General features: G+C 71.9%; 27 protein-coding genes. 12 read left to right on the forward strand and 15 right to left on the reverse strand.

Annotated features, from left to right (window positions below):
* Window positions 1-4: 4 nt before the first annotated feature.
* From F6J85_RS07515 to F6J85_RS17965, 5 genes are read right to left on the reverse strand one after another with little or no spacing between them, the layout of a single operon-like run.
* Entirely contained in the window at window positions 5-916 is a 912-nt protein-coding gene (locus tag F6J85_RS07515) for a siderophore-interacting protein (RefSeq protein WP_150924472.1), read from the reverse strand.
* On the reverse strand, window positions 913-1,737 hold the full coding sequence (locus F6J85_RS07520; RefSeq protein ID WP_150924473.1) for an ABC transporter ATP-binding protein: 825 nt from the start codon (window positions 1,735-1,737) through the stop codon (window positions 913-915). Before F6J85_RS07520 ends, F6J85_RS07515 begins: the two co-directional genes overlap by 4 nt.
* A complete protein-coding gene (locus tag F6J85_RS07525; protein ID WP_150927271.1) occupies window positions 1,734-2,747 on the reverse strand; it encodes a FecCD family ABC transporter permease in 1,014 nt (337 codons plus the stop codon). The genes F6J85_RS07520 and F6J85_RS07525 overlap by 4 nt, the downstream gene beginning before the upstream one ends.
* A gap of 8 nt (window positions 2,748-2,755) precedes the next feature.
* Window positions 2,756-3,802: a FecCD family ABC transporter permease gene (locus F6J85_RS07530; protein ID WP_238707090.1), complete on the reverse strand. Its 1,047-nt coding sequence runs from the start codon at window positions 3,800-3,802 to the stop codon at window positions 2,756-2,758.
* A 4-nt stretch (window positions 3,803-3,806) separates the two neighbouring features.
* On the reverse strand, window positions 3,807-4,832 hold the full coding sequence (locus F6J85_RS17965; RefSeq protein WP_238707091.1) for an iron-siderophore ABC transporter substrate-binding protein: 1,026 nt from the start codon (window positions 4,830-4,832) through the stop codon (window positions 3,807-3,809).
* A gap of 165 nt (window positions 4,833-4,997) precedes the next feature.
* Here F6J85_RS17965 and F6J85_RS07535 point away from each other — a divergent pair, with 165 nt between their 5' ends.
* Complete coding sequence (locus F6J85_RS07535) at window positions 4,998-6,596, forward strand: ABC-F family ATP-binding cassette domain-containing protein (protein ID WP_150924475.1); 1,599 nt, start codon at window positions 4,998-5,000, stop codon at window positions 6,594-6,596.
* 9 nt (window positions 6,597-6,605) lie between these two features.
* Here F6J85_RS07535 and F6J85_RS07540 read toward each other — a convergent pair whose 3' ends face one another.
* The 4 genes from F6J85_RS07540 to F6J85_RS07555 are packed head-to-tail and all read right to left on the reverse strand — an operon-like array spanning window position 6,606 to window position 8,508.
* Window positions 6,606-7,418: an SURF1 family cytochrome oxidase biogenesis protein gene (locus F6J85_RS07540; protein WP_150924476.1), complete on the reverse strand. Its 813-nt coding sequence runs from the start codon at window positions 7,416-7,418 to the stop codon at window positions 6,606-6,608.
* Window positions 7,415-7,618 (reverse strand): hypothetical protein, encoded by a 204-nt coding sequence (locus tag F6J85_RS07545; protein WP_150924477.1) that lies wholly within the window; start codon window positions 7,616-7,618, stop codon window positions 7,415-7,417. Before F6J85_RS07545 ends, F6J85_RS07540 begins: the two co-directional genes overlap by 4 nt.
* Window positions 7,615-7,980, reverse strand: coding sequence for a DUF3099 domain-containing protein (locus F6J85_RS07550; protein ID WP_150921141.1), 366 nt, complete (start codon window positions 7,978-7,980; stop codon window positions 7,615-7,617). The genes F6J85_RS07545 and F6J85_RS07550 overlap by 4 nt, the downstream gene beginning before the upstream one ends.
* Before the next feature lie 39 nt (window positions 7,981-8,019).
* Window positions 8,020-8,508 (reverse strand): DUF4190 domain-containing protein, encoded by a 489-nt coding sequence (locus F6J85_RS07555; RefSeq protein WP_150924478.1) that lies wholly within the window; start codon window positions 8,506-8,508, stop codon window positions 8,020-8,022.
* A gap of 127 nt (window positions 8,509-8,635) precedes the next feature.
* Here F6J85_RS07555 and fabG point away from each other — a divergent pair, with 127 nt between their 5' ends.
* Window positions 8,636-9,346, forward strand: coding sequence for a 3-oxoacyl-ACP reductase FabG (gene fabG, locus F6J85_RS07560; protein ID WP_150921143.1), 711 nt, complete (start codon window positions 8,636-8,638; stop codon window positions 9,344-9,346).
* 21 nt (window positions 9,347-9,367) lie between these two features.
* Here fabG and F6J85_RS07565 read toward each other — a convergent pair whose 3' ends face one another.
* A complete protein-coding gene (locus F6J85_RS07565) occupies window positions 9,368-10,060 on the reverse strand; it encodes an alpha/beta fold hydrolase (protein WP_150924479.1) in 693 nt (230 codons plus the stop codon).
* A 31-nt stretch (window positions 10,061-10,091) separates the two neighbouring features.
* Window positions 10,092-10,730, reverse strand: coding sequence for a phosphoserine phosphatase SerB (serB, locus tag F6J85_RS07570; RefSeq protein ID WP_150921145.1), 639 nt, complete (start codon window positions 10,728-10,730; stop codon window positions 10,092-10,094).
* A 96-nt stretch (window positions 10,731-10,826) separates the two neighbouring features.
* Here serB and F6J85_RS07575 point away from each other — a divergent pair, with 96 nt between their 5' ends.
* Window positions 10,827-11,300, forward strand: coding sequence for an S-ribosylhomocysteine lyase (locus F6J85_RS07575; protein ID WP_150924480.1), 474 nt, complete (start codon window positions 10,827-10,829; stop codon window positions 11,298-11,300).
* 6 nt (window positions 11,301-11,306) lie between these two features.
* Here the strand turns inward: F6J85_RS07575 and glgC are convergent, their stop codons facing one another.
* Entirely contained in the window at window positions 11,307-12,551 is a 1,245-nt protein-coding gene (glgC, locus tag F6J85_RS07580) for a glucose-1-phosphate adenylyltransferase (RefSeq protein ID WP_150924481.1), read from the reverse strand.
* 77 nt (window positions 12,552-12,628) lie between these two features.
* Here glgC and glgA point away from each other — a divergent pair, with 77 nt between their 5' ends.
* The 3 genes from glgA to F6J85_RS07595 all read left to right on the forward strand — a co-directional run bounded on the left by glgA (window position 12,629) and on the right by F6J85_RS07595 (window position 14,979).
* Window positions 12,629-13,822 (forward strand): glycogen synthase, encoded by a 1,194-nt coding sequence (glgA, locus tag F6J85_RS07585; RefSeq protein ID WP_150924482.1) that lies wholly within the window; start codon window positions 12,629-12,631, stop codon window positions 13,820-13,822.
* Between the two features lie 10 nt (window positions 13,823-13,832).
* Window positions 13,833-14,618, forward strand: a complete 786-nt coding sequence (locus F6J85_RS07590) for an ABC transporter ATP-binding protein (RefSeq protein WP_150921149.1) — start codon at window positions 13,833-13,835, stop codon at window positions 14,616-14,618.
* A 109-nt stretch (window positions 14,619-14,727) separates the two neighbouring features.
* Window positions 14,728-14,979, forward strand: a complete 252-nt coding sequence (locus tag F6J85_RS07595; protein WP_150921150.1) for a type B 50S ribosomal protein L31 — start codon at window positions 14,728-14,730, stop codon at window positions 14,977-14,979.
* 62 nt (window positions 14,980-15,041) lie between these two features.
* On the opposite strand, the gene F6J85_RS07600 is transcribed toward F6J85_RS07595, so the two are convergent.
* On the reverse strand, window positions 15,042-15,776 hold the full coding sequence (locus tag F6J85_RS07600; RefSeq protein WP_238707092.1) for a 3'-5' exonuclease: 735 nt from the start codon (window positions 15,774-15,776) through the stop codon (window positions 15,042-15,044).
* A gap of 70 nt (window positions 15,777-15,846) precedes the next feature.
* Here F6J85_RS07600 and F6J85_RS07605 point away from each other — a divergent pair, with 70 nt between their 5' ends.
* Window positions 15,847-16,740, forward strand: coding sequence for an alpha/beta fold hydrolase (locus F6J85_RS07605; protein WP_150924484.1), 894 nt, complete (start codon window positions 15,847-15,849; stop codon window positions 16,738-16,740).
* Here the strand turns inward: F6J85_RS07605 and F6J85_RS07610 are convergent.
* On the reverse strand, window positions 16,700-17,263 hold the full coding sequence (locus tag F6J85_RS07610; protein ID WP_150924485.1) for a CGNR zinc finger domain-containing protein: 564 nt from the start codon (window positions 17,261-17,263) through the stop codon (window positions 16,700-16,702). The genes F6J85_RS07605 and F6J85_RS07610 overlap by 41 nt on opposite strands.
* A gap of 71 nt (window positions 17,264-17,334) precedes the next feature.
* On the opposite strand from F6J85_RS07610, the gene F6J85_RS07615 reads away from it, so the two are divergent.
* Entirely contained in the window at window positions 17,335-18,309 is a 975-nt protein-coding gene (locus F6J85_RS07615; protein ID WP_150924486.1) for an EamA family transporter, read from the forward strand.
* On the opposite strand, the gene F6J85_RS07620 is transcribed toward F6J85_RS07615, so the two are convergent.
* Window positions 18,281-18,754, reverse strand: coding sequence for an Lrp/AsnC family transcriptional regulator (locus F6J85_RS07620; RefSeq protein WP_150924487.1), 474 nt, complete (start codon window positions 18,752-18,754; stop codon window positions 18,281-18,283). The two genes, F6J85_RS07615 and F6J85_RS07620, sit on opposite strands and share 29 nt — an antisense overlap.
* A gap of 175 nt (window positions 18,755-18,929) precedes the next feature.
* On the opposite strand from F6J85_RS07620, the gene pdhA reads away from it, so the two are divergent.
* From pdhA to F6J85_RS07640, 4 genes are read left to right on the forward strand one after another with little or no spacing between them, the layout of a single operon-like run.
* A complete protein-coding gene (gene pdhA, locus F6J85_RS07625) occupies window positions 18,930-20,051 on the forward strand; it encodes a pyruvate dehydrogenase (acetyl-transferring) E1 component subunit alpha (RefSeq protein ID WP_150927273.1) in 1,122 nt (373 codons plus the stop codon).
* Window positions 20,048-21,058, forward strand: a complete 1,011-nt coding sequence (locus tag F6J85_RS07630) for an alpha-ketoacid dehydrogenase subunit beta (RefSeq protein ID WP_150924488.1) — start codon at window positions 20,048-20,050, stop codon at window positions 21,056-21,058. The genes pdhA and F6J85_RS07630 overlap by 4 nt, the downstream gene beginning before the upstream one ends.
* The gene (locus F6J85_RS07635) at window positions 21,055-22,320 is read left to right on the forward strand and encodes a dihydrolipoamide acetyltransferase family protein (protein ID WP_150924489.1); all 1,266 of its coding nucleotides are present in this window, start codon (window positions 21,055-21,057) and stop codon (window positions 22,318-22,320) included. Before F6J85_RS07630 ends, F6J85_RS07635 begins: the two co-directional genes overlap by 4 nt.
* Complete coding sequence (locus tag F6J85_RS07640; protein ID WP_150924490.1) at window positions 22,317-23,888, forward strand: carboxyl transferase domain-containing protein; 1,572 nt, start codon at window positions 22,317-22,319, stop codon at window positions 23,886-23,888. Before F6J85_RS07635 ends, F6J85_RS07640 begins: the two co-directional genes overlap by 4 nt.
* Window positions 23,889-23,892 lie beyond the last annotated feature (4 nt).

Here is a 23,892-nt window from a genome sequence, read left to right on the forward strand (position 1 = left end):
GGGGTCAGGCCTCGGGGCGGCCGTCGCGCCAGTAGCCCATGAACGCCACGGCGCGACGATCGACGCCGTGCTCGGCGACCAGATGGCGGCGCAGAGCCTTGATGGCTCCGGCCTCGCCGGCCAGCCACGCGTACATCGGCGCGCGCTTGAGGGCGGCACCGCCCTTCGCGGTGCGCGGCACCTCCCACAGGATGCCCTCGTCGATGTCGATCTCCTCCACCTCGGCGCCGTGACCGGGCGGCACGAGCTCGTGCGAGGCCTCGCGCACCGCGCGCTCCAGGTGGGCGTGGCGGGGCGCGCCGGCGCGCGCGGCCATCCGGTACGTGAAGCCGGGATGCTGCGGCAGGTAGGCGAGGTCGCCCTCCTCGGGCACCTCCAGCACCACGATGCCACGCGCCTCCGCCGGCAGCTGCTCGAGGATCACCGCGATCGCGGGCGCTGCCGTCTCGTCGCCGGCGAGCAGGAAGCAGCCGGTCTGCGCGGGCGGGACGAAGTCGATCCCGAAGCTCACGCCGGTGTGGGCGGTGGTGGGGGCGAAGATGAGCACCTCGTCGCCGATCCGGGCGCCGTCGATCCACGCCGAGGCCGGGCCGATCACCTCGTGGGCGACCATGTCGACGTCGACCTCGGAGAGGTCGTTGCGCACGGCGCGGGTCGTGTAGGTGCGGAACGGCGGACGGGTCGCGGCATCCATCGCCCGCCACCGGGCGTACCAGTCCTCCTCGGTGGGCATGGCGTCCAGGCCCGCCACGGCGGTGGGGAAGACGATCTTGACGCGCTGGTCCAGGCCCGGGTCGCCGTAGTCGGCGAGGTCGGGGCCGCCGAACGTGAAGCGGCGGAAACTGGGCGTCACGTCGGTGACGGAGAGCAGGCGGGCGCGGAAGAAGCGACTGGTCGCGACGGTGGTCGACGTCATCGGGGATCCGTTCGGGAGGCGGCCGCGGAATGGTGACGACCGCGGGGGAGGACGAGGGGCGTGCCGGAGACCGGGTCGGGGACGACGAGGCAGTCGAGCCCGAAGGCGTGGCGGATGAGCTCGGGCGTGATGACGTCGGAGGGGGCGCCGCCGGCGATCACTTCGCCCTCGCGCATGGCGAAGACGTGATCGGCGTAGCGCGCAGCGAGGTTGATGTCGTGCAGCACCATGACCGTCGTCGTCCCGCGGTCGCGGTTGAGGTCGGTGAGCAGGTCGAGCACCTCGATCTGGTGCGCGACGTCGAGGAAGGTCGTGGGCTCGTCCAGCAGCAGGATGTCGGTCTCCTGCGCCAGCGCCATCGCGATCCACACGCGCTGGCGCTGCCCACCGGACAGCTCGTCGACGGAGCGGTCGGCGAGGTCGGCGATCCCGGTGGCCTCCAGCGACTGCGCGACCACCTCGTAGTCGCGCGCGTTCCAGCGGGCCAGCGGACGCTGGTGCGGATGGCGGCCCCGCCCCACCAGGTCGGCCACGACGATCCCCTCGGGGGCGAGCGGGCTCTGCGGGAGCAGGCCCAGGATGCGGGCGACTTCGCGCGAGGGCCGGGAGTGCACCGCCTTGCCGTCCAGGACCACGGTGCCCGCGCGCGGGGACAGCAGGCGCGCCATCGCGCGCAGCAGCGTCGACTTGCCGCATCCGTTCGCCCCGACGATCGCGGTGATGCGGGCGGGCGGCACGACCAGGTCGAGCCCCCGCACGATGACGCGGTCGCCGTACCCGAGGGTGAGGCCTTCGGCGGCGAGGTGGTGGGCCACGGTCACAGGGAGCCTCCCGAGCGGTTCGTCCGGATGAGCAGATACACGAGGAAGGGCGCCCCGAGGACCCCGGTGATGACGCCGACGGGATACCGGTTGCCGAAGGCGAACTGGCCGATGAGGTCGGCGGCGAGGACGAGCACCACGCCGACCAGCCCTGCGGGCAGGCCGAGGGATGCGCCGGGGCCGACGATGCGCGCGGCGATGGGCCCAGCCATGAACGCCACGAAGGCGATCGGCCCCGCCGCCGCGGTGGCGAAGGCCAGCAGCGCCACGCCGCCGATGAGCAGCAGCGCGCGGGTGCGGCCCACCGGCACCCCCAGAGCCGTGGCGGATTCGTCGCCCAGACGCAGGACGCCCAGATCGCGACCGCTGGCCAGCAGGACCGGCACGAGCACGGCCGAGGCGATCGCCAGGGGCAGGACCGATTGCCACGAGGCGCCGTTGAGGCTCCCGGCGAGCCACTGCATGGCGGTCTGCAGATCCCATGCGGCCGCGCGCGAGAGGACGTACGTCACGACGCTGTCCAGCATCGCCGCCACCCCGATGCCGATCAGGATGAGACGGGTGCCGGTGAAGCCGCCCCGGTGCGAGAGCAGGTAGATCGCTGTCGCCGTCACCAGGGCGCCGGCGAGCGCGAGGAAGGACACCGCGGTCTGCCCGAGCGACAGCACGACGATCCCCAGCACGGCGGCGGCGCTGGCGCCGGAGCTGATGCCGATGATGTCGGGGGAGGCGAGCGCGTTGCGCAGCATCGTCTGGAAGGTCACGCCGGCGATGCCGAACGCCAGCCCCGCCAGGACGGCCAGGACGGCGCGGGGAAGGCGCAGCTCCCCGACCGTGAACGACGCTCCGGGGACGACCTCGCCGAAGATGACGCGCACGACGACGGCGGGGTCGTAGAAGGTGCGTCCCACCATGAGGCTCACCGCGAACAGGGCGAGCGCGGTGAGCGCCAGCGCCGTCGTCACAGCCGCACGCCGGCGAAGGCGGGCGCGCCGGCCCGAGCGCACCATCGCGACGGTCACAGCTCGCGAACCTTCTGGCGGCGCACGATGGCGATGAACACGGGCGCTCCGATGAGGGCGGTGATGATCCCCACCTCGATCTCCGTCGGGCGGGCGATGACGCGGCCGACGATGTCGGCCAGCAGCAGCAGGGCGGCCCCTGCCAGCGCGCAGTACGGCAGCAGCCACCGATGGTCGGTTCCGACCAGGAGCCGGCACAGGTGCGGGATGACCAGGCCCACGAATGCGATGGGGCCGGCGATCGCCGTCGCCGCCGCGCACAGCACGACGGCTCCGGCGGAGGCGATCAGGCGCGTGCGCGCGACGTGCTCGCCCAGGCCCGTGGCCATGTCGTCACCCAGGGCCAGGGAGTTCATGCCGCGCGCGGTGAGGACGCACACGAGGATACCCAGCGCGAAGGCGGGGAGGATGGCGCCGATGCGATCCCACGTGGCGCCCCCGATGCCGCCGATCTGCCAGAAGCGGAAGGTCTCCAGCAGGTCGACGCGGGGGAGGAGGATCGCGCTGACGAGGGATGTGAAGGCCGCCGTGATCGCCGCGCCGGCGAGGGCGAGCTTCAGCGGCGTCGCCCCGCCGCGTCCGAGCGAGCCCACCGCGTACACGAACACCGCCGCCGCGGCGGCGCCGGCCGTCGCGAACGCGAGGTAGCCGTAGGGATGCGACAGGCCGAAGAACGCGATGCCGATCACGACGGCCAGCGCCGCGCCGCCGGAGACGCCGAGGATGCCGGGGTCGGCGAGCGGATTGCGCGTGACCGCCTGCATCGTCATGCCCGATACCGCGAGGGCGGCGCCCACCACAAGCCCCAGCACCGTGCGGGGCAGGCGCGCGATGACGGCGCCCTCCCCGACGCCGTCGACGGTGCCGGTCAACGCGCTCCAGACCTCCGCGACCGACACCGGGCGCGTGCCGAAGGCGACCGAGGCGAGCATGAGCACGAGCACGATGCCGACGAGGACCGCGAGCCACAGCAGACGCACCGCTGCCGGACGCCGCAGGGGAGCGGTGTCCGGCAGCGGTGCCGTGCGCTGCAGAGCGGTCACGGTCCTAGCCGAGGGGAGCGGCCAGCACCGCGAAGTACTCGCGCACACCCCACGGGATCGACAGCGGGGTGGGGTTGGCCGACGCCGCGAGGGGGGTGCTGTCCTCGAGCACCGCGATGCGGCCCTCGGCGATGGCGGGGATCTGGGAGAGCAGCGGGTCGGCCTGCAGCCGCGCGACCAGTTCGCCCTCGGGGTCGCCGTACGTGACGAACACGTCGACGTCGGCGAAGCGATCGGCTTCCTCGGAGCTGACGGTGACGTAGAACTCCTCGGTACCCGCCGACTCCTCCTCGACGATGCTCGGCATCGGCAGGCCGTGGTCCACGAGGAAGCCGGGGCGGGTGTCGTGGCTGGTGTAGAAGCCGATCGAGCTGAGGTCGGTCGGGTCGATGTAGGAGAACAGCACCGTCGCATCCGCCAGCGCGGGGTTCTCCGCCAGCGCCGCGTCGACCTCGGCCTCGAGGTCGTCGACGAGGGCGTCACCCTCTGCTGCCAGGCCGAGAGCCTGCGAGTTCATGCGGATCATGTCCTGGTAGGAGGTCGCCCACGCCACATCGGGGTAGGCCACGACGGGCGCGATCTTCGACAGCGTCTCGTACTCCTCCTCGGTCAGTCCGGAGTAGGACGCGAGGATGACGTCGGGCCGGGTGTCGACGACGGATTCGAAGTCGATGCCGTCTCCGCTGTCGAAGAGCACCGGGGTCTCGGCATCCAGCTCTTCCAGCCGCTCCTCGACCCACGGCAGCACGCCGTCGCCGTCGTCGTCGCCCCACGTGGCCTTCTCCATGCCGACCGGCACGATGCCCAGCGCAAGCGGCACCTCGTGGTTGGCCCACGCGACGGTGGCGACGCGCTCGGGCGCGGATTCGATCACGGTCTCGCCGAACGCGTGCTGGATCGTGACGGGGAAGACGTCGGAACCGGAGCCGGGGGCATCGCCGTCGGGCGGGGTCGAGCTCGCCGTGGAGCAGCCGGTCAGCAGCAGGGCGGTTCCGGCCACCAGAGCGGCGGCGGTGCGGATGCGGGGCACAGGAGACTCCTCGAAGAGTTAGGTAAGGATCGCCTAAGTCTAAGGCGGTCTGCCGGATCACCGCGACCCGCCTTTCTCGACGGCGAGACAATGACGGGCGCGTATACTGGGGGGCTGGCCATCGGCCGACCCACCCCCACCTCCCTGACAGATCGGACTTCCGCTGTGCTCGCCGTGCACGATCTCGAGATCCGCGTGGGCGCCCGCGTACTCATGTCCGACGTCTCGTTCCGCGTGTCCGATGGCGACAAGATCGGGTTGGTCGGGCGCAACGGCGCCGGGAAGACCACCCTGACGAAGGTGCTCGCGGGCGATCTGGTGCCCAGCGACGGTCGCGTGGATCGCTCGGGCGAGCTGGGATATCTCCCGCAGGACCCGCGCACGGGCGACCCGGAGATGCTCGCCCGCACCCGCATCCTCGACGCCCGGGGCCTGGGCACCCTCGCGATCGGCATGCACGAGGCATCGGTGCAGATGGCCGATGACGACGTGGATGTCGCGGCACGGGCCATGCGGCGCTACGGCAACCTCACCGAGCGCTTCGAGGCGCTCGGCGGCTACGCGGCCGAGGCCGAGGCGGCCTCGATCGCGCACAACCTCTCGCTTCCCGACCGCATCCTCGACCAGCCCCTGAAGACCCTCTCGGGTGGCCAGCGGCGCCGCATCGAGCTGGCCCGCATCCTCTTCTCCGACGCCAGCACCATGATCCTGGACGAGCCCACCAACCACCTCGACGCCGACAGCGTCGTGTGGCTGCGCGAGTTCCTCAAAGGGTACAAGGGCGGGCTGATCGTGATCAGCCACGACGTGGAGCTGGTCGGCGAGACGGTGAACCGCGTCTTCTATCTCGATGCGAACCGCCAGGTCATCGACGTGTACAACATGAACTGGAAGAACTACCTGCGCCAGCGGGTGGCCGACGAGGAGCGCCGCAAGAAGGAGCGCGTCAACGTCGAGAAGAAGGCCACGGCACTGCAGCTGCAGGCGGCCCGGTTCGGCGCGAAGGCGTCCAAGGCCGCCGCGGCTCATCAGATGGTCGCCCGTGCGGAGAAGATGCTCTCGGGCCTGGACGACGTGCGTCAGGAGGAGCGGGTCGCCAAGCTGCGCTTCCCCAAGCCCGCCCCGTGCGGCAAGACCCCGCTGATGGCGCGGGGCCTGTCGAAGTCGTACGGGTCGCTGGAGATCTTCACCGACGTCGATCTGGCGATCGACCGCGGCTCGCGCGTGGTGATCCTCGGCCTCAACGGCGCGGGCAAGACGACCCTGCTGCGCATGCTCGCGGGGGTCGACAAGCCCGACACCGGCGTCATCGAGCCGGGGCACGGACTGAAGATCGGGTACTACGCCCAGGAGCACGAGAACCTCGACGTGCACCGCTCGGTGCTGGAGAACATGATGTCGGCAGCTCCGGACATCACCGCGACCGAGGCGCGCAAGGTGCTCGGATCCTTCCTGTTCACCGGCGATGACGTGCTCAAGCCCGCCGGCGTGCTGTCCGGTGGAGAGAAGACGCGCCTGTCTCTGGCGACCCTCGTGGTCTCCAGCGCCAACATGCTGCTGCTGGACGAACCGACCAACAACCTCGACCCGGCCTCCCGTGAGGAGATCCTCGGCGCCCTCGCGCACTACGAGGGCGCGGTCGTGCTCGTCTCCCACGACGAGGGCGCGGTCGAGGCGCTCAACCCCGAGCGCGTGCTGATCCTGCCCGACGGCGTGGAAGACATCTGGGGTCGCGACTATGCCGACCTCATCACCCTCGCCTGAGGCGACCGCTCACGCGTCGATCAGTGCGTCCTCGGCCTCGGCGTCGCGATCGCGACGGCGCGGACGCCGCGTCTCGGCATCCTCGCGCGCGTGCCGGCGCTCGGTCACGAGGATGTACAGGATGAACGCGAACCCCATGATCGCGAACAGGATCCACTGCACCGCGTAGGACAGGTGCGGTCCGGGGTCCTCCGACGGCGAGGCGATCATGCCGGGCACGGTCGCCGGCGCCGGATCCTCGGACACCAGCATCCCGTACGCGCCGGTCTCCAGCTGATGCCCGGCGACCATGTCGGCCAGGAGCGGCAGGTGGATGGTGGGCACCTGGCCCTCAGGGGCCGTGCGGCCCGACGTCGGCAGCGGCTCGCCCGGGCGCAGGCGCACGGTCACCGTCGCCTGCCCGGAGGGCGGCGCGGGCACGACGTCGGGATCGGGCTGGTTCTCGCCCGGCGCCACCCACCCGCGGTCCACCAGCAGGGCGCGGCCGTCGTCGAGCAGGAACGGCACGAGCACCTCGAACGCCGCGGTCCCGCCGTGCGGCCGGTTGCGCACGAGGACCTGCTCGTCGGCGAGGTACTCACCGGTGAGGACGACGGGGGTCCACTCGTCGGATGCGGCCAGCTCGTCGCCCGGCGCCAGCACGTCGGCGAGCGGGACGGGCGTCTTGTCGTAGTTGGCCTCCACGAGCGCGAGCTGGCGCCCGCGCTCCTCGCCGCGCGCGAACTGCCAGTTCGCGAGGAATCCGCAGGCGATCGCGAAGACGACGGCGACGGCGATGTAGGCGGTCCAGCGCACGAGCGCGGGCGCGGTCCGGCGGCTCATGCGGTCGCTCCTTCGGGAGTCAGCCGGCCCACATCGAGCGGGAAGTCGCGCGCGGCCAGGAAGTCGCGGAGGTAGTCGACGTGCGCGTCGCACGCGACCCACTCCTTGCGGCGGTCGGCCGCGTGGATGCGGGGGTTGCGCCACGTGATCAGCCACGTCGCGGCGTCGCGGCATCCCGCGCGTGAGCATTCGGCGGTCATCGTTCGTCCTCCGGCTCCGGGCTCAGCCGGGGCGTCTCGCTGATGCGGATCACACCCGGCGCGGCCGGGGGAGCGGGCGCCTCGGGGGCCGGCGTGGCGATCTGACGGTCGGGACTCTCCGCCGCGGCGCGGCGCGGATCGGCCCCCACGTTGGCGATCACCACGGCGATGTACGGCAGGAACACCGCAGCTGCCCCCAGGACCCACGTGTACCACCCGTAGGGGGTGATCAGCACCATCGCGATGAAGCAGGCGATGCGGATGCCCATCGTGATCATGTACTTGACCAGCCGCGCGCCGGCCTCGTCGCGCGGAGCGCGGGGCAACGAGGTCGCGGAGGGCGTGCGGGGGGACGATTTCACGGTCCTCCCAGCCTACGCCGGGCTCGCCTGGGCGGGATCTCAGGCGCTGGAGGGCACCGCCGCCCCCATGAACCCCATGAGCAGGAGGAAGGGGAGCACCACCAGCATGACGAACATCAGCGCGGAAAGCGCCACCCCCGACCAGCCGATGATCGTGCCGGCCATCGCCATGCCGTAGCCGGCTTCGCCGGAGGTCTTCAGGCGCTTGAGCGAGAGGTGACCCAGGATGACGCCGGCCACCGACGCCAGGCCGAGGACGATCGTGAAGGAGAAGACGATGCCGACGATCGAGCAGACGAGCGACGCGACGGCCAAGCCGTTCGTCCTGCGCTGCGGATAGGCCGGGGCGCCGTAGCCCTGCGGGGCAGCGTAGCTCTGGCGTACCGGATACACCTGCTGGGCGGGATACGCCGGCGGCGCATAGTCCTGGGGCGCCGGCGGAGCGTAGCGCTGCGGGTGGGCCGGCGGCGGCGGGATCGGCGTGCGGGGGGTCGTGTCGTCGTCAGGCGGCGAAGTGGGGTCGCTCACGCGAGGCCCCCCTTTCTTCTCGAGTGCTCCCACATTCCCAGTGGCGCCGCCGTGGTGTCAAACACGGCGGATGCCGCTCGCCTAGGCTGGGGCCGTTCGCATCCCCTCGCCGAAACGGAGTGTGCCCATGGCGACCGATCGTGTCGTGCTCGTGACCGGAGGAAACCGCGGGATCGGGCGTGCGATCGCCGAGCGCTTCGTAGCCGAGGGCTACCGCGTGGCCGTGACGGCCCGCTCGGGCGATGGGCCGATGGGCACGCTCACGGTGCGCGCCGACGTCACGGACGCCGCGGCCGTGGATGCGGCATTCCGCGAGGTGGAGGCCACGCTCGGGCCCGTGGAGATCGTCGTCGCGAACGCCGGCATCACGAAGGACACCCTCCTCATGCGCATGAGCGAGGACGATTTCGACTCCGTCGTCGCGACCAACCTCGGGGGAGCGTTCCGCGTCGTCAAACGCGCGTCCAAGGGCATGCTGCGCGCACGCTGGGGGCGCGTCATCCTCATCTCCAGCGTCGTGGGGCTGCTGGGTTCTGCCGGGCAGGTGAACTACGCCGCATCCAAGAGCGGGCTCGTCGGCTTCGCCCGTTCGCTCACGCGCGAGCTCGGCGGGCGCGGCATCACGGCCAACGTCGTGGCGCCCGGCTTCATCGAGACCGACATGACGGCGGAGCTGCCGGAGGAGACGCAGGCGGAGTACAAGCGGAGCATCCCGGCCGGCCGGTTCGCGACCCCGGACGAGGTCGCGGGTGTGGTCACGTGGCTCGCGTCGGAGGACGCCGCCTACATCTCCGGCGCCGTCATCCCCGTCGACGGCGGCCTCGGGATGGGTCACTGACCCGCGCCGACCGGCGCACGCTCACACCAGGGCGGCGGCGATCGCGCGGCCGAGCTCGGCCGGCTGGGAGAACTGCGGCCAGTGGCCCGAATTCAGCTCGACGATGGTGACGGCTTGGAGGGCGGCGAGGTCGGCTGCCCACGGCGGGGCCTGGGCGATGGTCGCGTGCAGGTCTGCCGCCGGCATCGTGCCGGTGAGCATCGTCACGGGGATCGCGTAGCGTCTCGGGTCGGTGAGGGAGATCGCGTCCGTGGGGATCCGCGCGGGCACCGACCGCGCGCGGGATGCCGCGGCGGCCCGCGTCCGGTCGTCCAGGTCGCCCACCTCGGCGTCTTCGAACGCGTCCCACCCGGGGAAGGGGACGACGCCCTCGACGACGGGGAACTCCCAGATCGACCCGCCGTCGCCGGGCGGGAAGGTGTCGACGAACACGATGCGGGCGGCCCGGTCGGGGCGCGCGTCGGCCGCGCCCCACGCGACGTTCCCGCCGCCGGAGTGCCCGACGAGCACGACCGGATCGGGCAGGCGGTCGATCTCGGCCACCACCGCGGCCACCCAGTCGGCGATGCCGATGTCGGCGGAGCGTTCGGCCGGTTCGCCCAGGCCCGGCATCGTCAGCGGATGGGACGTGTGGCCGGCGGCCTCCAGCGCCGGGACGACGTCGTCCCACGTGGAGGCATCGAGCCACAGGCCGGGGATCAGGATGATGTGCATGCCCGCACGCTACGCCCGGCCCCCGACACGGTCAGGGCAGGAGGGGGATGACCTGCGCGAGATCCACCGGGGCGATCACGAGGTCGGCGCGCTCGCGCACGGCGGGCTTGGCGTTGAACGCCAGGCCGAGCGCGGCCGCGGCGAGCATCAGCAGATCGTTAGCGCCGTCGCCGATCGCGATCGTCCCACCCGCGGGCACGCCGAATTCCTCGGCCCATTCGCGCAGCGACGCGGCCTTGGCGGCGCCGTCGACGATGTCACCGGCCACCCGCCCGGTGAGCACGCCGTCGGCGGTCTCGAGGCGATTCGCGCGCCAGCGGTCGATGCCCAGTGCCGGTGCGATCTCGTCGAGCACCTCGTGGAATCCACCGGAGACCACCGCCACCACTCCACCGCGTTCGTGCACGGCGGCGACGAGCTCACGCACACCGGGGGTCGGCTCCACGCGTGCCACCACGCGCGCGAAGGCCGCCACCGGCACGCCGCGCAGCTCCGACACGCGCGAGCGCAGGCTCTCGGCGAAGTCGACCTCGCCCCGCATCGCCGCCTCCGTCGCCGCGGCGACCTCCGCGCCGCGGCCGGCCTCCTCGGCGATCAGCTCGATGACTTCATTGCGCAGGAGAGTGGAGTCGGCGTCGAGGACGACGAGAAGGGGGGAAGCGTCGGGCACGCGCTCGACCCTAGCGCGCCGCCGCGCGACAGCACGTCGTAGGCTCGAACCGTCGCGTGCGCGCGATGCCCCCTGAACCACCCGAGGAGTACCGCCATGGCCGACGTCGAGAGCTTCACCCTGGACCACACCGCCGTGAAGGCGCCCTACGTGCGCCTCATCGGCACCGAGACGGGGCTGCGCGGCGACGTCATCTCGAACTTCGACGTGCGCTTCGTCCAGCCCAACGAGGGGGAGATCCCCACCGCGGGGATCCACACGATCGAGCACATGCTCGCGAGCCTCCTGCGCGACCGGCTGGAGGGGATCATCGACATCTCCCCGTTCGGCTGCCGCACCGGTTTCCACCTCATCACGTGGGGGGAGCCGGCCCTGGGCGACGTCGTCGGGGCGCTGCGCGACGGATTGCGCTTCATCGCCGAGGAGGCCGTGGAAAGCGACATCCCCGGCGTCGACGCGGTCAGCTGCGGCAACTACCGCGACCACAGCCTGCACACCGCGCGCGAGTGGTCGGCGCTGATCCTGCAGCAGGGCATCAGCCTCGACGCCTTCGAGCGCGTCGGGGTCTGACACCGGTCAGGCGTCGATGTGGACGCCCTTGCCCACCACGGTGATGCCGCTGTCGGTGACGGTGAACCCGCGCGCGATGTCGCGCTCGCGGTCCACGCCCACCGTGGCGCCGTCGGCGAGGGAGACGTTCTTGTCCAGGATCGCCCGGTGCACGCGCGCGCCGGCACCCACGTGCACGTAGTCGAACAGCACCGATTCGGTGATCGTCGAGCCGCCGCCGGCGAGGGCCCACGGCCCCACGACGCTGCGCTCGAGGTGCGTGCCCGACAGCACGGACCCGAGCGAGACGATCGAGTCGATGGCGTTGCCGATGCGGCCGACCGAGTCGCGGACGAACTTCGCCGGCGGCGCGTTCACCGTCTGCGAGTAGATGGGCCAGTCGGTGTTGTACAGGTTGAAGATCGGCAGCGTCGCGATGAGGTCGGCGTGGGCGTCGTAGAACGAGTCGATCGTCCCCACATCACGCCAGTACGCGCGGTCGCGGTCGGTGGAGCCGGGCACGTCGTTGCGCTTGAAGTCGTACACGGCGGCCTCGCCGCGCTGCACGAAGTACGGCACGATGTCGCCGCCCATGTCGTGGTTGGAGGTGGGTGACTCACCGTCGACCTGCACCGCCTCGATGAGGGCGTCGGCGTCGAAGATGTAGTTGCCCATCGAGGCGAGCACCTCGTGCGGAGCATCCGAGAGCCCCTCCGGATTCTGCGGCTTCTCCAGGAAGTCGCGGATGCGGACGTTGTCCTCGGGATCGACGTCGATGACGCCGAACTGGTTGGCCAGGGAGATCGGCTGGCGGATGCCGGCGACCGTCGCGCGCGCACCGGATTCGATGTGCGCCTCGAGCATCTGGCCGAAGTCCATGCGATACACGTGGTCGGCGCCGATGACCATGACGATGTCGGGCTTCTCGTCGGTGAGCAGGTTCATGCTCTGCAGGATGGCGTCGGCCGAACCCGAGAACCACCGCTTCCCCAGGCGCTGCTGCGCCGGCACCGACGCGACGTACGCCCCCAGCATGGGCGACATCCGCCACGTCTGGGAGATGTGCCGATCGAGGCTGTGGGACTTGTACTGGGTCAGCACGACCAGCTGGCGGAGCCCGGAGTTGATGAGGTTGGAGATCGCGAAGTCGATCAGTCGGTACTGTCCGCCGAAGGGCACAGCGGGCTTGGCGCGGTCGGCCGTGAGAGGCATGAGCCGCTTGCCCTCGCCCCCGGCGAGGATGATTCCGAAGACTTTGGGAGCTGCAGGCATGGCACCACCCTAGAGCGGGCCCGGCCGCGCGACCAGCTGGTGCTCGGGCCCTTGACAGCTGTACTACGGTTCGTCACATGCGCGTGGACATCGTGACCAAGGAGTACCCCCCGGAGATCTACGGCGGCGCCGGTGTGCACGTCACCGAGCTCGTGCGAGCGCTGCGGAGCACGATCGACGTGCGCGTGCGCGCGTTCGGCGCGCCGCGCGAGGAGGAGGGCACGACGGCCTACGCCGTGCCCGGCGAACTGGCCGCGGCCAACGGTGCCCTGCAGACCCTGGGCACGGATCTGGAGATCGTCCCCGACGTCGCGGGGGCCGACGTCGTGCACAGCCACACGTGGTACGCCAACTTCGCGGGGCACCTCGCGTCGCTCCTGCACGGGATCCCGCACGTCGTGACCGCCCACAGCCTCGAGCCGCTGCGCCCGTGGAAGGCCGAGCAGCTCGGCGGCGGGTACGCCGTGTCGAGCTACATCGAGAAGACCGCGTACGAAGGCGCCGCCGCGATCGTCGCCGTCAGCGAGGGGATGCGCGCCGACATCCTCCGCAGCTACCCGGAACTCGACCCCGGCAAGGTGCACGTCATCTACAACGGCATCGACACCGAGGCGTGGCATCCGGTGGACGACGCCGCCTTCCTGGCCGAGGCCGGCATCGACCCGACGCGCCCCTCGGTCGTCTTCGTCGGCCGCATCACGCGGCAGAAGGGGCTGCCCTACCTCCTGCGCGCCGCCGAGCAGCTGCCGCCGGAGGTGCAGCTGGTGCTGTGCGCCGGCGCGCCGGACACCCCGGAGATCCTCGCGGAGGTGGAGTGCCTCGTGCGCGGGCTGCAGGCCACGCGCGAGGGCGTCGTGTGGATCGACCGGCTGCTGCCGCGGCACGAGCTGTGCGCCATCCTCACCGCCGCCACCACGTTCGTGTGCCCGTCGGTGTACGAGCCGCTGGGGATCGTCAACCTCGAGGCCATGGCGTGCGGCGCCGCCGTCGTCGGCACCACCACCGGCGGCATCCCCGAGGTCGTCGCCGACGGCGTGACCGGACGCCTCGTGCCGATCGAGCAGGTGCAGGACGGCACCGGCACGCCGGTGGATCCGCAGCGCTTCGTGGATGATCTGGCCCGCGTGCTGACCGAGGTCGTCACCGATCCCGGCCGGGCCGCGGCGTACGGGCAGGCGGGCCGGAGCCGCGCGGTGGAGGAGTTCGGCTGGGACCGGATCGCCGCGCAGACGGCCGCGCTGTACGCGGGACTGACCGGTGCCGGCCGATAGGCTGGGGAGCATGCCTGAGGTCCTGGAGTTCTCCGACGTCGTCGTCCGCCGGAACGCCCGCGACATCGTCGCGCACCTGGACTGGACCGTCGCCGATGACGAACGGTGGGTGATCCTCGGACCCAACGGCGCCGGCAAGACGACGGTGCTCCAGCTGGCCGACACGCTGCTGCATCCGACGTCGGGGACGGTGACGATCCTCGGCGAGCGGATGGGGCGCACCGACGTGTTCGAGCTGCGCCCGCGTATCGGCTTCGCCTCCTCAGCGATGGCGCGGCGCCTGCCGCCGGAGGAGACCGTGCTCAACGTCGTGCTCACGGCGGCGTATTCGGTCACGGGCCGGTGGCGTGAGGCGTACGAGGACATCGACGAGCGCCGTGCCCTGCGGGTGCTGTCGGAGTGGAGTCTCGACCACCTCGCCGACCGCACCTTCGGCACCCTCTCGGACGGCGAGCAGAAGCGCGTGCAGATCGCCCGGGCGGTCATGACCGATCCCGAGCTCCTGCTGCTGGACGAGCCCACGGCGAGCCTGGACCTCGGCGCGCGCGAAGAGCTGCTCACGCTCCTGTCGGGGTATGCGCAGGCGCCCACGACGCCGGCGATGGTCATGGTCACCCACCACGTGGAGGAGATCCCCGTCGGGTTCACCCACGTGCTGCTGCTGCGTGACGGCGCCGCCGTGGCGGCCGGACCCATCGCGCAGACGCTCACGGCCGAATCCCTCACCGCGGCATTCGGCGTGCCCATCGTGCTCACCGAGGACGGCGGCCGCTATGCCGCGCGCGCCGCATCCTGATGTGTTCCCGGTGGCGAGCCGGTACTGATAGAATCGACGCTTGGTGCCGTGCGCACCGCAGACTTTTCCCGGCCCCGCCGAGGGGCCTCGTCCACAACGAGGATCACGCATGAAGACTGACATCCACCCCGAGTACCGCGCCGTCGTGTTCCGCGACCTGGGCTCGGGTGAGACCTTTCTCACCCGTTCGACCGTGACCAGCGACAAGACCGTCGAGCTCGACGGCACCGAGTACCCCGTCATCGACGTGGAGATCTCGTCCGCTTCGCACCCGTTCTACACGGGCAAGCAGCGCATCATGGACTCGGCCGGCCGCGTCGAGAAGTTCAACCAGCGCTTCAAGAACTTCGGCGGCCGCTGAGCCCTCCCGTTCTTCCCGAAGGCCCCGCTCCGGCGGGGCCTTCGTCGTTCCCGGCGCGCGGCTCAGCGGATCGGCCAGCGCCCGTCGAGGGACTCCTCGGGGTCGAGGCGCCCGATCTGCACGAAGTACTCCGTCAGGCTCTCCGCCTGTGACCGCGCCCATCCGATCTGCCGTGTGTGCAGTTCGTCGAGGGTCGGCGGCAGCCACGCCGCGTACCGGTCGGCCAGGGCCAGGGCCACGCGTCCGGCAGCCACGGCATCCGCGGATGCCTCATGGGCGCCGTCCAGCCGCACGGCGTAGTGCTGCGCCACTACGGAGAGGGTTCGCTTCCCGCGGCGGTAGCGGTCGTAGCGCTTGTCGACCACGAGCGGGTCGATGACGGGCCAGGGTGACTCCAAGGGTGCCACGGCGTGGCGGAGGGCCTCGTGCTTGAGCAGCGAGAAGTCGTAGGGCGCGTTGTACGCCACCACCGGGATCCCCGCCGCGAAGATGCAGGCCAGGGCGTCGACGACCTCGGCGACGACGGTGGCCGCATCCCGCCCGTGCGCGCGGGCGTGCTCGGTGGAGATGCCGTGGATCGCCGCGGCGCCGTCGGGGATCGGCACCCCCGGGTCGGCGAGCCAGTCGCGCGCGGTGAGCACGGCCCCGTCGGCGTCGAGGACGCCGACGTGCGCGGTGACGATGCGGTCGCGTGTCACGTCGACGCCGGTGGTCTCCAGGTCGAAGACTCCGATGACGCGCGTCCACTCGGGCGCCTGGAACAGTGGGAGCTGCTCGGGGCGGGCCGCGCGGTGCATACCCGACACGGTATGCGCCGCGTCCGACATCGGACCGCAGGCGCACCGCCGGCCCTTCTAGACTCGAAGCATGCCCAACCCGTATGCCGACCTGCTCTCGCGCGTCGCCGTCGAGCGCCGCGAGACCGAGGTGCTGGGCGGGACCACGGCGTACTGGACGTACGGCGAGGCGGATGCGGCGACCACCGTCGTCGCGGTGCACGGGTTCCGCGGCGATCACCACGGGCTCGAGCCGGTGATCGCGCACCTGCCCGGCGTGCGCGTGGTGTCGCCCGACCTCCCCGGATTCGGTGAGACCGCCCCGGTCCCCGGACGCACGCACGACCTGACGCTGTACACCGAGTGGCTCGCCGCCTTCGTGGCGGCCGTGGCGCCGGGGGCGGTCGTGCTGGGCCACTCGTTCGGGTCGATCGTGTCGGCGGCGGCCGTGGCTGAGGGCCTCGAAACCCCGGCCCTGGTGCTGGTGAACCCCATCGGCGCGCCCGCCCTGGAGGGCCCCCGCGGCATCCTCACGCGCCTGGCGGTGTTCTACTACTGGGCCGGTGCGCGCCTGCCGCGCCGGCTCGGCGAAGCGGTCCTGCGCAACCGGGTGATCGTGCGGGTGATGAGCCTGGCGATGGTCAAGACGAAGGAGCCGGCCCTCCGCCGCTTCGTGCACGAGCAGCACGACGCCTACTTCTCCCGGTTCTCCGACCGCGACGTGCTGCACGACGCCTTCGTGGCATCCGTCTCGCACGATGTGAGCGGCTACGCCGCACGCATCGCCCAGCCCGTGCTCCTGGTCGCCGCCGTCCGCGACGACATCACCCCGATCGAGGCCGAGCGGCGCCTGGCGACGATCTTCCCGCGGGCCGAGCTCGTGGAGATCGCCGACGTCGGACACCTCATCCACTACGAGACGCCGGCGGCGGCGGCGGGTGCGGTCAGGCGCTTTCTCGCGCCTTCCGGCGCCGATACGCGTTGACGTTCATGCGGTTGCCGCAGTTGCCGGTGTCGCAGTAGCGCTTGGAGCCGTTGCGCGAGTAGTCCACGTACACCGACGCACAGTCGTCGGCTGCGCACATCCGGATGCGGTCGTACTCGTCGGCGCGGATGACGTCGACGAACGCCATGGCCGTCTCCACGAGGATGCGGGTGGCGATCGGGGCGTCGGCGCCGGTGGCGTGGATGTGCCATTCCTCGAACCCCTCGTGCGTCACGAGCTGGGGGAGGGCCCGGCCGTCGGCGAGCATCCCGTTCACCAGCGGCACGGCCGCGTCGCGGCCGACGGTCCACAGCTCGTACAGGCGCGGGCGGATGCCGCGGAGCGCGGCGAGCTCCTCGGCGTCGCGGTCGATGCGGCCCGTGTAGGCGTTGTCGGTGAGGAACGCGTCCAGATCCGCCAGCGTCGTGAACGCGTCGGTGCCCTCTGACGAGGCCTCCGGAAGCGAGTTCACGAGGTCGACCGCCGCGGCGAGCGCGACGCGGGTGTCATGGATGAAGACCACGTTGACTCCTGACGGCGGGGTGGCGTAGTGTCACCATCGTACCCACTTTGACTCCTGACAGGCACCATTTCATGACCGCAATCCCCGGAACCGTCGACCGCACGCGGGCGCGCACCGCCGGCGTCGTCATCGGGCTGGCCTCGGCGGTCTCGTTCGCCTCCAGCGGGCCCGTCATGAAGCCGCTCCTGGAGGCGGGCTGGTCGATCGGGGCCGCGCTCCTGCTCCGCATGGGCGGGGCGGCGGTGCTGCTGTCGCCATGGCTCATCCGCGCGATCGTCCGTGACCGCTCGATCCTGCGCCGTCATGGGCTCCTCGTGCTCGCGTTCGGCCTCACCGGCGTCGCCGGCTGTCAGCTGTTCTATTTCTCCGCGATGCAGCGCATGCCCGTGGCCATCGCCTTGCTCGTGCAGTACACCGCGCCGGTGATGCTCGTCGCCTGGGTCTGGCTGCGGACGCGCCGTCGCCCCTCGGCGGTGGTGCTGGGCGGCACCGCCCTCGCGATCGTCGGACTCGTGCTGGTGGTCGATGTGACCGGCGCGGCCTTCGACCCGCTGGGGATCGCGCTGGCGCTGGGGGCGGCGGTGTGGATGGCGGCGTACTTCGTGATCGCCGACCGCACCACCGACACGATGCCGCCCCTGGTGCTCGCCGGCGGGGGACTGGTCGTGGGCGCGGCGCTCATGGTGGTCCTGTGCGCCACCGGCGTGCTTCCCTTCGTCGCACCGGCGGTCAGCACCGACCTCCTGGGCACCGCCGTGCCGTGGTTCTTGTCCGTCTCGTGGGTCGCGCTCGTGGCCACTGCGCTCGGGTACGGCCTCGGGGTCCTGGCCGTGCCGCGGATCGGGGCGCGGCTGGCGTCGTTCGTGGGATTGACCGAGGTGCTGTTCGCCATGCTGTTCGGCTGGCTGCTGCTGGGTGAGGCGCCGACCCCCGTGCAGGGTGCCGGCGGCGCGCTCATCCTCGCCGGCGTCGTCCTCGTGCGCGCCGACCCCGCCGCCGCCCCGAAGGGGGCGGCCGCTAGCGTTCCGGCCGTGCCAGCTCCATGAGCGGCACCACGCGGTAGGGGATGACCTCGCCCATCACGAGCGAGGTCTCGGTGCGCTCGACGCCCTCGACGGCGAGGATGCGGGCATCGACGTCGAACAGGTGCCGCGTATCGCGGCACGCCACCCGCGCGACGAGGTCGATCTGACCGCTCATGCCGTGGGCCTGCAGCACTTCGGGGATGCGTTCGAGGTCGCTGACGATGCGGGGGAGTGCGGCCTGTCGCACCGTGATGTGGATGAACGCCTCGATGGGGAACCCCAGGGCCGCCGGCGAGAGCGACCGCTCGAACGACAGCACCACCTCGGCGCGCTCCAGTCGCGTCATGCGCGCCTGGACGGTGTTGCGGGAGAGGCCGAGGCGGTCGGCCAGGGCCACGACCGTGGCGCGCGGGTCGTCGGCGAGAGCGCGCAGCAGGTCGAGGTCGACAGCATCCAAGCGTGACATGGTGCGCAACCATAGCAGGCTCCTCGACCGCGGATGAAGCATCCTGCTCAACCGCGTGGAAGATGCTTGAGCTAGGTGCGACCCGGACGTATGGTCGCGGTGTCGGCGACGCTGCCGCCACCGGACGCTCTGCAGCCCCACGAAGGCGGCAGGGCCCACTGGAGGGAAGACGATGATGCTCACCCCTGCTGCTGTCCCCGATCTTGCGCTGAGCGTGGACGACGCCGCGCGCGTGCTCACTCCCGAAGGCGAGCGGATCCCCGACCCCACGCTGGATCCGTGGCTGGGCTCGCTCGATCCCGGCCTGCTCCGCGCGCTCTATCGCGACATGGTCCTGACCCGGCGTGTGGATGCGGAGGGGTTCGCGCTGCAGCGCCAGGGCCAACTGGGCCTCTGGCCCCCGTGCCGCGGCCAGGAGGCCGTGCAGATCGGCACGACCCACGCGCTGGCGGCGGCCGACATGATCTTCCCCAGCTACCGCGAGACCGGCGTCGTGCTGGCCCGCGGCGCCCGCCCCGACGAGTTCGTCATGGCGTGGCGCGGCGAGGCCCACACCGCGTACGACATTCAGCGGCTGCGGATGGCCCCCATGCAGGTGATCATCGGCGCCCACGCCCTGCATGCCACCGGGTACGCGATGGGAATCCAGCGCGACGGCGCGGACGAGATCGCGGTGGCGTACTTCGGCGACGGCGCGACCAGCCAGGGCGACGTCAGCGAGGCGCTGGTGTTCTCGGCGTCCTACCAGGCCCCCGTGGTGTTCGTGTGCTCGAACAACCAGTGGGCCATCTCCGAACCCGTCGACGTGCAGTCGCGCGTGCCGCTGGCCGCACGCGCGCCGGGCTTCGGCATCCCCAGCATGCGCGTCGACGGCAACGACGTGCTCGCCTGCTACGCCGCGATGCGGTGGGCGCGCGAGCGGGCTCGCCGCGGCGAGGGGCCCACGTTCCTGGAGGCGGTGACCTACCGGATGGGCCCGCACACCACCGCCGACGATCCCACGCGGTATCGCGACGCCGCCGAGGTGGAGCGCTGGCAGCGCCGCGACCCCATCACGCGGTTCGAGACCTACCTGCGCGCGCAGGGCCTGCTCGACGACGACGCCGTGGCGGAGGTCGCCGCCGCCGCCGACACGCTGGCCGCCGCCGTGCGCGCGGCATGCGTCGGCGCGCAGACGCGCCCCGGCGTCGAAGTGCTCGACGACGTGTACGCCGAGCCGCACACGGGTCTCGCGGAGGAACGGCGCGAGTACGCCGAGTACCTCGCCGGATTCGCCGAGACGGAGGAGCGGGCATGAGCACGATGACCCTCGCGCGCGCGGTGAACGCGAGCCTGCGCTCAGCGATGATGGACGACCCGCGGGTGCTGCTGCTGGGTGAGGACATCGGGAAGCTCGGGGGCGTCTTCCGTGTCACCGACGGGCTGCTCGATCAGTTCGGCGCCGCCCGCGTGATCGACACGCCGCTGGCGGAGTCGGGCATCATGGGCACCGCCGTGGGCCTGGCCTACCGCGGCTACCGCCCCGTCGTGGAGATCCAGTTCGACGGGTTCGTGTACCCCGCCTTCGATCAGATCGTGTGCCAGGTCGCCAAGCTCTACTACCGCACCCGAGGGGCCGTGCGGATGCCGCTGACCATCCGCATCCCCTGGGGCGGGGGCATCGGGGCCGCCGAGCATCACTCCGAGTCGCCCGAAGCGTACTTCGTGCACACCGCCGGGCTGCGGGTGATCGCCGCATCCGACCCCCGGGAGGCCTACGTGCTGCTGCGGCAGGCGATCGCCAGTGACGACCCCGTCGTCTTCTTCGAGCCCAAGCGCCTCTATCACTCCAAGGGAGAGGTGGACACCGACCTCGACCTCGCAGACGAGCCGCCGATGGGGCTGGCGCGCGTGGTCCGCGACGGCACCGACGTCACCCTCGTCACGTACGGCGCACAGGTGGCGATAGCCCTGGACGCCGCGGTGGCGGCCGAGGACGAGGGCGTCTCGATCGAGGTGATCGATCTGCGCTCCATCTCACCGGTGGACTACCGCACCGTCACCGCGTCGGTGCGCAAGACCGGCCGCGCCATCGTGACGCACGAGGCGGCGCGGGAGGCGGGGGTGGGAGCGGAGATCGTGGCGAGCATCGCCGAGCGCTGCTTCGAGTACCTGGAGGCAGCGCCCCAGCGGGTGACCGGGCACGACATCCCGTACCCGCCCGCCAAGCTCGAAGGCCATCACCTGCCCGACCTCGACCGCATCCTGGCCGCCGTCGACCGCGTCATGGACCGTCCGCACACCCTGGCAGGAGCGGCGCAGTGATCCAGGAATTCCGCCTGCCCGACCTCGGTGAGGGCCTCACCGACGCCGAACTGGTGCAGTGGCTCGTCGCCGAGGGCGAAGCCGTCGCGCTGAACCAGACCCTCGCCGAGGTCGAGACCGCCAAGGCCGTCGTCGAGCTGCCGTCGCCCTTCGCCGGCGCGGTGCAGCGCCTGCACGCAGCCGCCGGCGACACCGTCGCGGTGGGCGCTCCGCTGATCACCTTCACCCTGGCCGGTGAGGATGCCCCACCGCAGGCCGAGCCCGCACCGCCGGCCGAGCCCGAGGCGCCGGCGCCCGGCGCCCGGCAGGCGACCCTCGTCGGATACGGCGCGCTCGATCGTGCCGGTCACCCGCAGCGGCGTGCCCGACGCGCCGCAGCCGCCGAACCCCCGCCGTCCCCGCCGCGCCGGGAGGGTGAGCGCGAACGCCCGCGCTCCAGCCCGCCCGTGCGGCGCCTGGCGAAGACGCTCGGGGTCGACCTGGCGACCCTGGAGGTGGGCGAGCGGCCCATCACGCGTGCCGACGTGGAGGCGGCGGCCCGTCCGGCACCGGCCGGTGACCCGCGGGTCACCCGCATCCCGATCCGGGGGGTGCGCAAGCACACCGCCGCCGCGATGGTCCGAAGCGCCTTCACCGCCCCGCACGCGGCCACCTTCGTCACGATCGACGTCACCGAGACGCAGCGGCTCCTCGACGAACTCGCGCGGGATCGGGCGCTGCAGGGTCACCGCATCGGCATCCTGACCGTCGTGGCCAAGGCGGTGTGCCTGGCCCTCGGCCGCACCCCCGTGCTGGGCTCGCGGTGGGACGAGGCGGCCACGGAGATCGTGCAGCCGTCATACGTCAACCTCGGCGTCGCGGTGGCCACCGATCGGGGGCTCGTCGTGCCCAACGTGCCCGACGCCGACGCGCTCAGTCTCGTCGAGCTCGCCGACGCCCTCGCCGAGGTCGTCACGACCGCCCGGGCCGGCGCGCTCACCCCGGCGCAGCTGAGCGGCGGCACGTTCACGATCACGAACGTGGGCGTGTTCGGCGTCGACGGCGGCGTGCCCATCCTCAATCCGGGGGAGGCGGGCATCCTGGCGGTGGGCGCGGTGCGGCGACAGCCGTGGGAGCACGAGGGCGCCGTGGCGCTGCGGGACGTGGTGACGCTCAGCCTGTCGTTCGACCACCGCCTGGCCGACGGCGCCGAGGCGGCCGGTTTCCTGATGGACGTCGCGGGAGTGCTGCGTGCGCCCGGCCGTGCGATGCTGCTGCGATGACGCAGCAGGCGACCGCATCCACCCAGTCCGACCTGGCCGATCAGCTCCGTCGGCGCCTGGCCGAGGCGGCGCTCGGCGGACCGGAGCCCGCCCGCGAACGCCATGTCGCGCGCGGCAAGCTGCTGGCCCGTGAGCGCATCGACCGGCTGCTGGACGAGGGGAGTGCATTCCTGGAGGTCGCGCCGCTGGCGGCCGAGGGGATGTACGACGGCGACGCGCCGGGCGCGGGCGTGGTCGCCGGGATCGGGCTCGTCCACGGGCGGTTCGTCATGGTGGTCGCCAACGACGCGACCGTCAAGGGCGGGGCGTACTTCCCGCTCACGGTGAAGAAGCACCTGCGGGCGCAGGAGATCGCCTTCGACAACCGGCTGCCCTGCATCTACCTCGTCGATTCCGGGGGCGCGTACCTGCCGATGCAGGACGAGGTCTTCCCCGACCGCGACCACTTCGGGCGCATCTTCCGCAACCAGGCGCGCCTTTCGGCGGCGGGCGTGCCGCAGATCGCCGCCGTCATGGGCTCGTGCACGGCCGGCGGCGCGTACGTCCCGGCCATGAGCGATGAGACCGTGATCGTGCGCGGACAGGGGACGATCTTCCTCGGCGGCCCGCCGCTGGTGAAAGCGGCGATCGGCGAGACGGTCACGGCCGAAGAGCTCGGCGGCGGGGAGGTGCACGCGCGCCGGTCGGGCGTCGTCGACCACCTCGCCGACGACGACGACCACGCCCTCGAGATCGTGCGCGACATCGTCGCGACCCTCCCGCCCCCGGCGCCCCGCGCATGGGAGGTGACCGCATCCGTGCCACCGGCGGAAGACCCCGCCACCCTCTACGACGTCGTCCCGGTCGAGGTGGGACGCCCCTACGACGTGCACGCCGTGCTCGACCGGCTCGTGGACGCCGGCTCGGTGCACGAGTTCAAGCGCGAGTACGGCACGACCGTGGTCACCGCCTTCGCCCGCATCCACGGGCACCCGGTCGGCATCATCGCCAACAACGGCGTGCTGTTCAGCGAATCGGCGCTCAAAGCCGCGCATTTCATCGAGCTGTGCGATCAGCGGGGCATCCCGCTGCTGTTCCTGCAGAACATCTCCGGCTTCATGGTCGGCCGGGATGCCGAGGCCGGGGGCATCGCGAAGGACGGGGCCAAGATGGTCACCGCCGTGGCCACGACGCGCGTGCCCAAGCTCACCGTCGTGATCGGCGGATCCTTCGGCGCCGGAAACTACGCGATGTGCGGGCGGGCGTACGACCCGCGGTTCCTGTGGACGTGGCCGGCCAGCCGCATCTCGGTGATGGGCGGAGCGCAGGCCGCGGCGGTGCTCGCCACCGTCAAGCGCGACCAGCTGGATGCGCGCGGTCAGGAGTGGCCCGCCGAGGACGAGGCGGCCTTCCGCGCCCCCATCCAGGAGCGCTACGACGCGCAGGGCGACCCCTATTACGCCACCGCCCGCCTGTGGGACGACGGCATCCTCGACCCCGCCGACACGCGCACCGTGGTGGGCCTGGCGCTGGACGTCGTCTCGCGCGCGCCCCTTCCCGAGCCCCGCTTCGGCCTCTTCCGGATGTGACCCC

Source organism: Microbacterium lushaniae (assembly GCF_008727775.1).
Taxonomy (GTDB): Bacteria; Actinomycetota; Actinomycetes; order Actinomycetales; family Microbacteriaceae; genus Microbacterium; species Microbacterium lushaniae.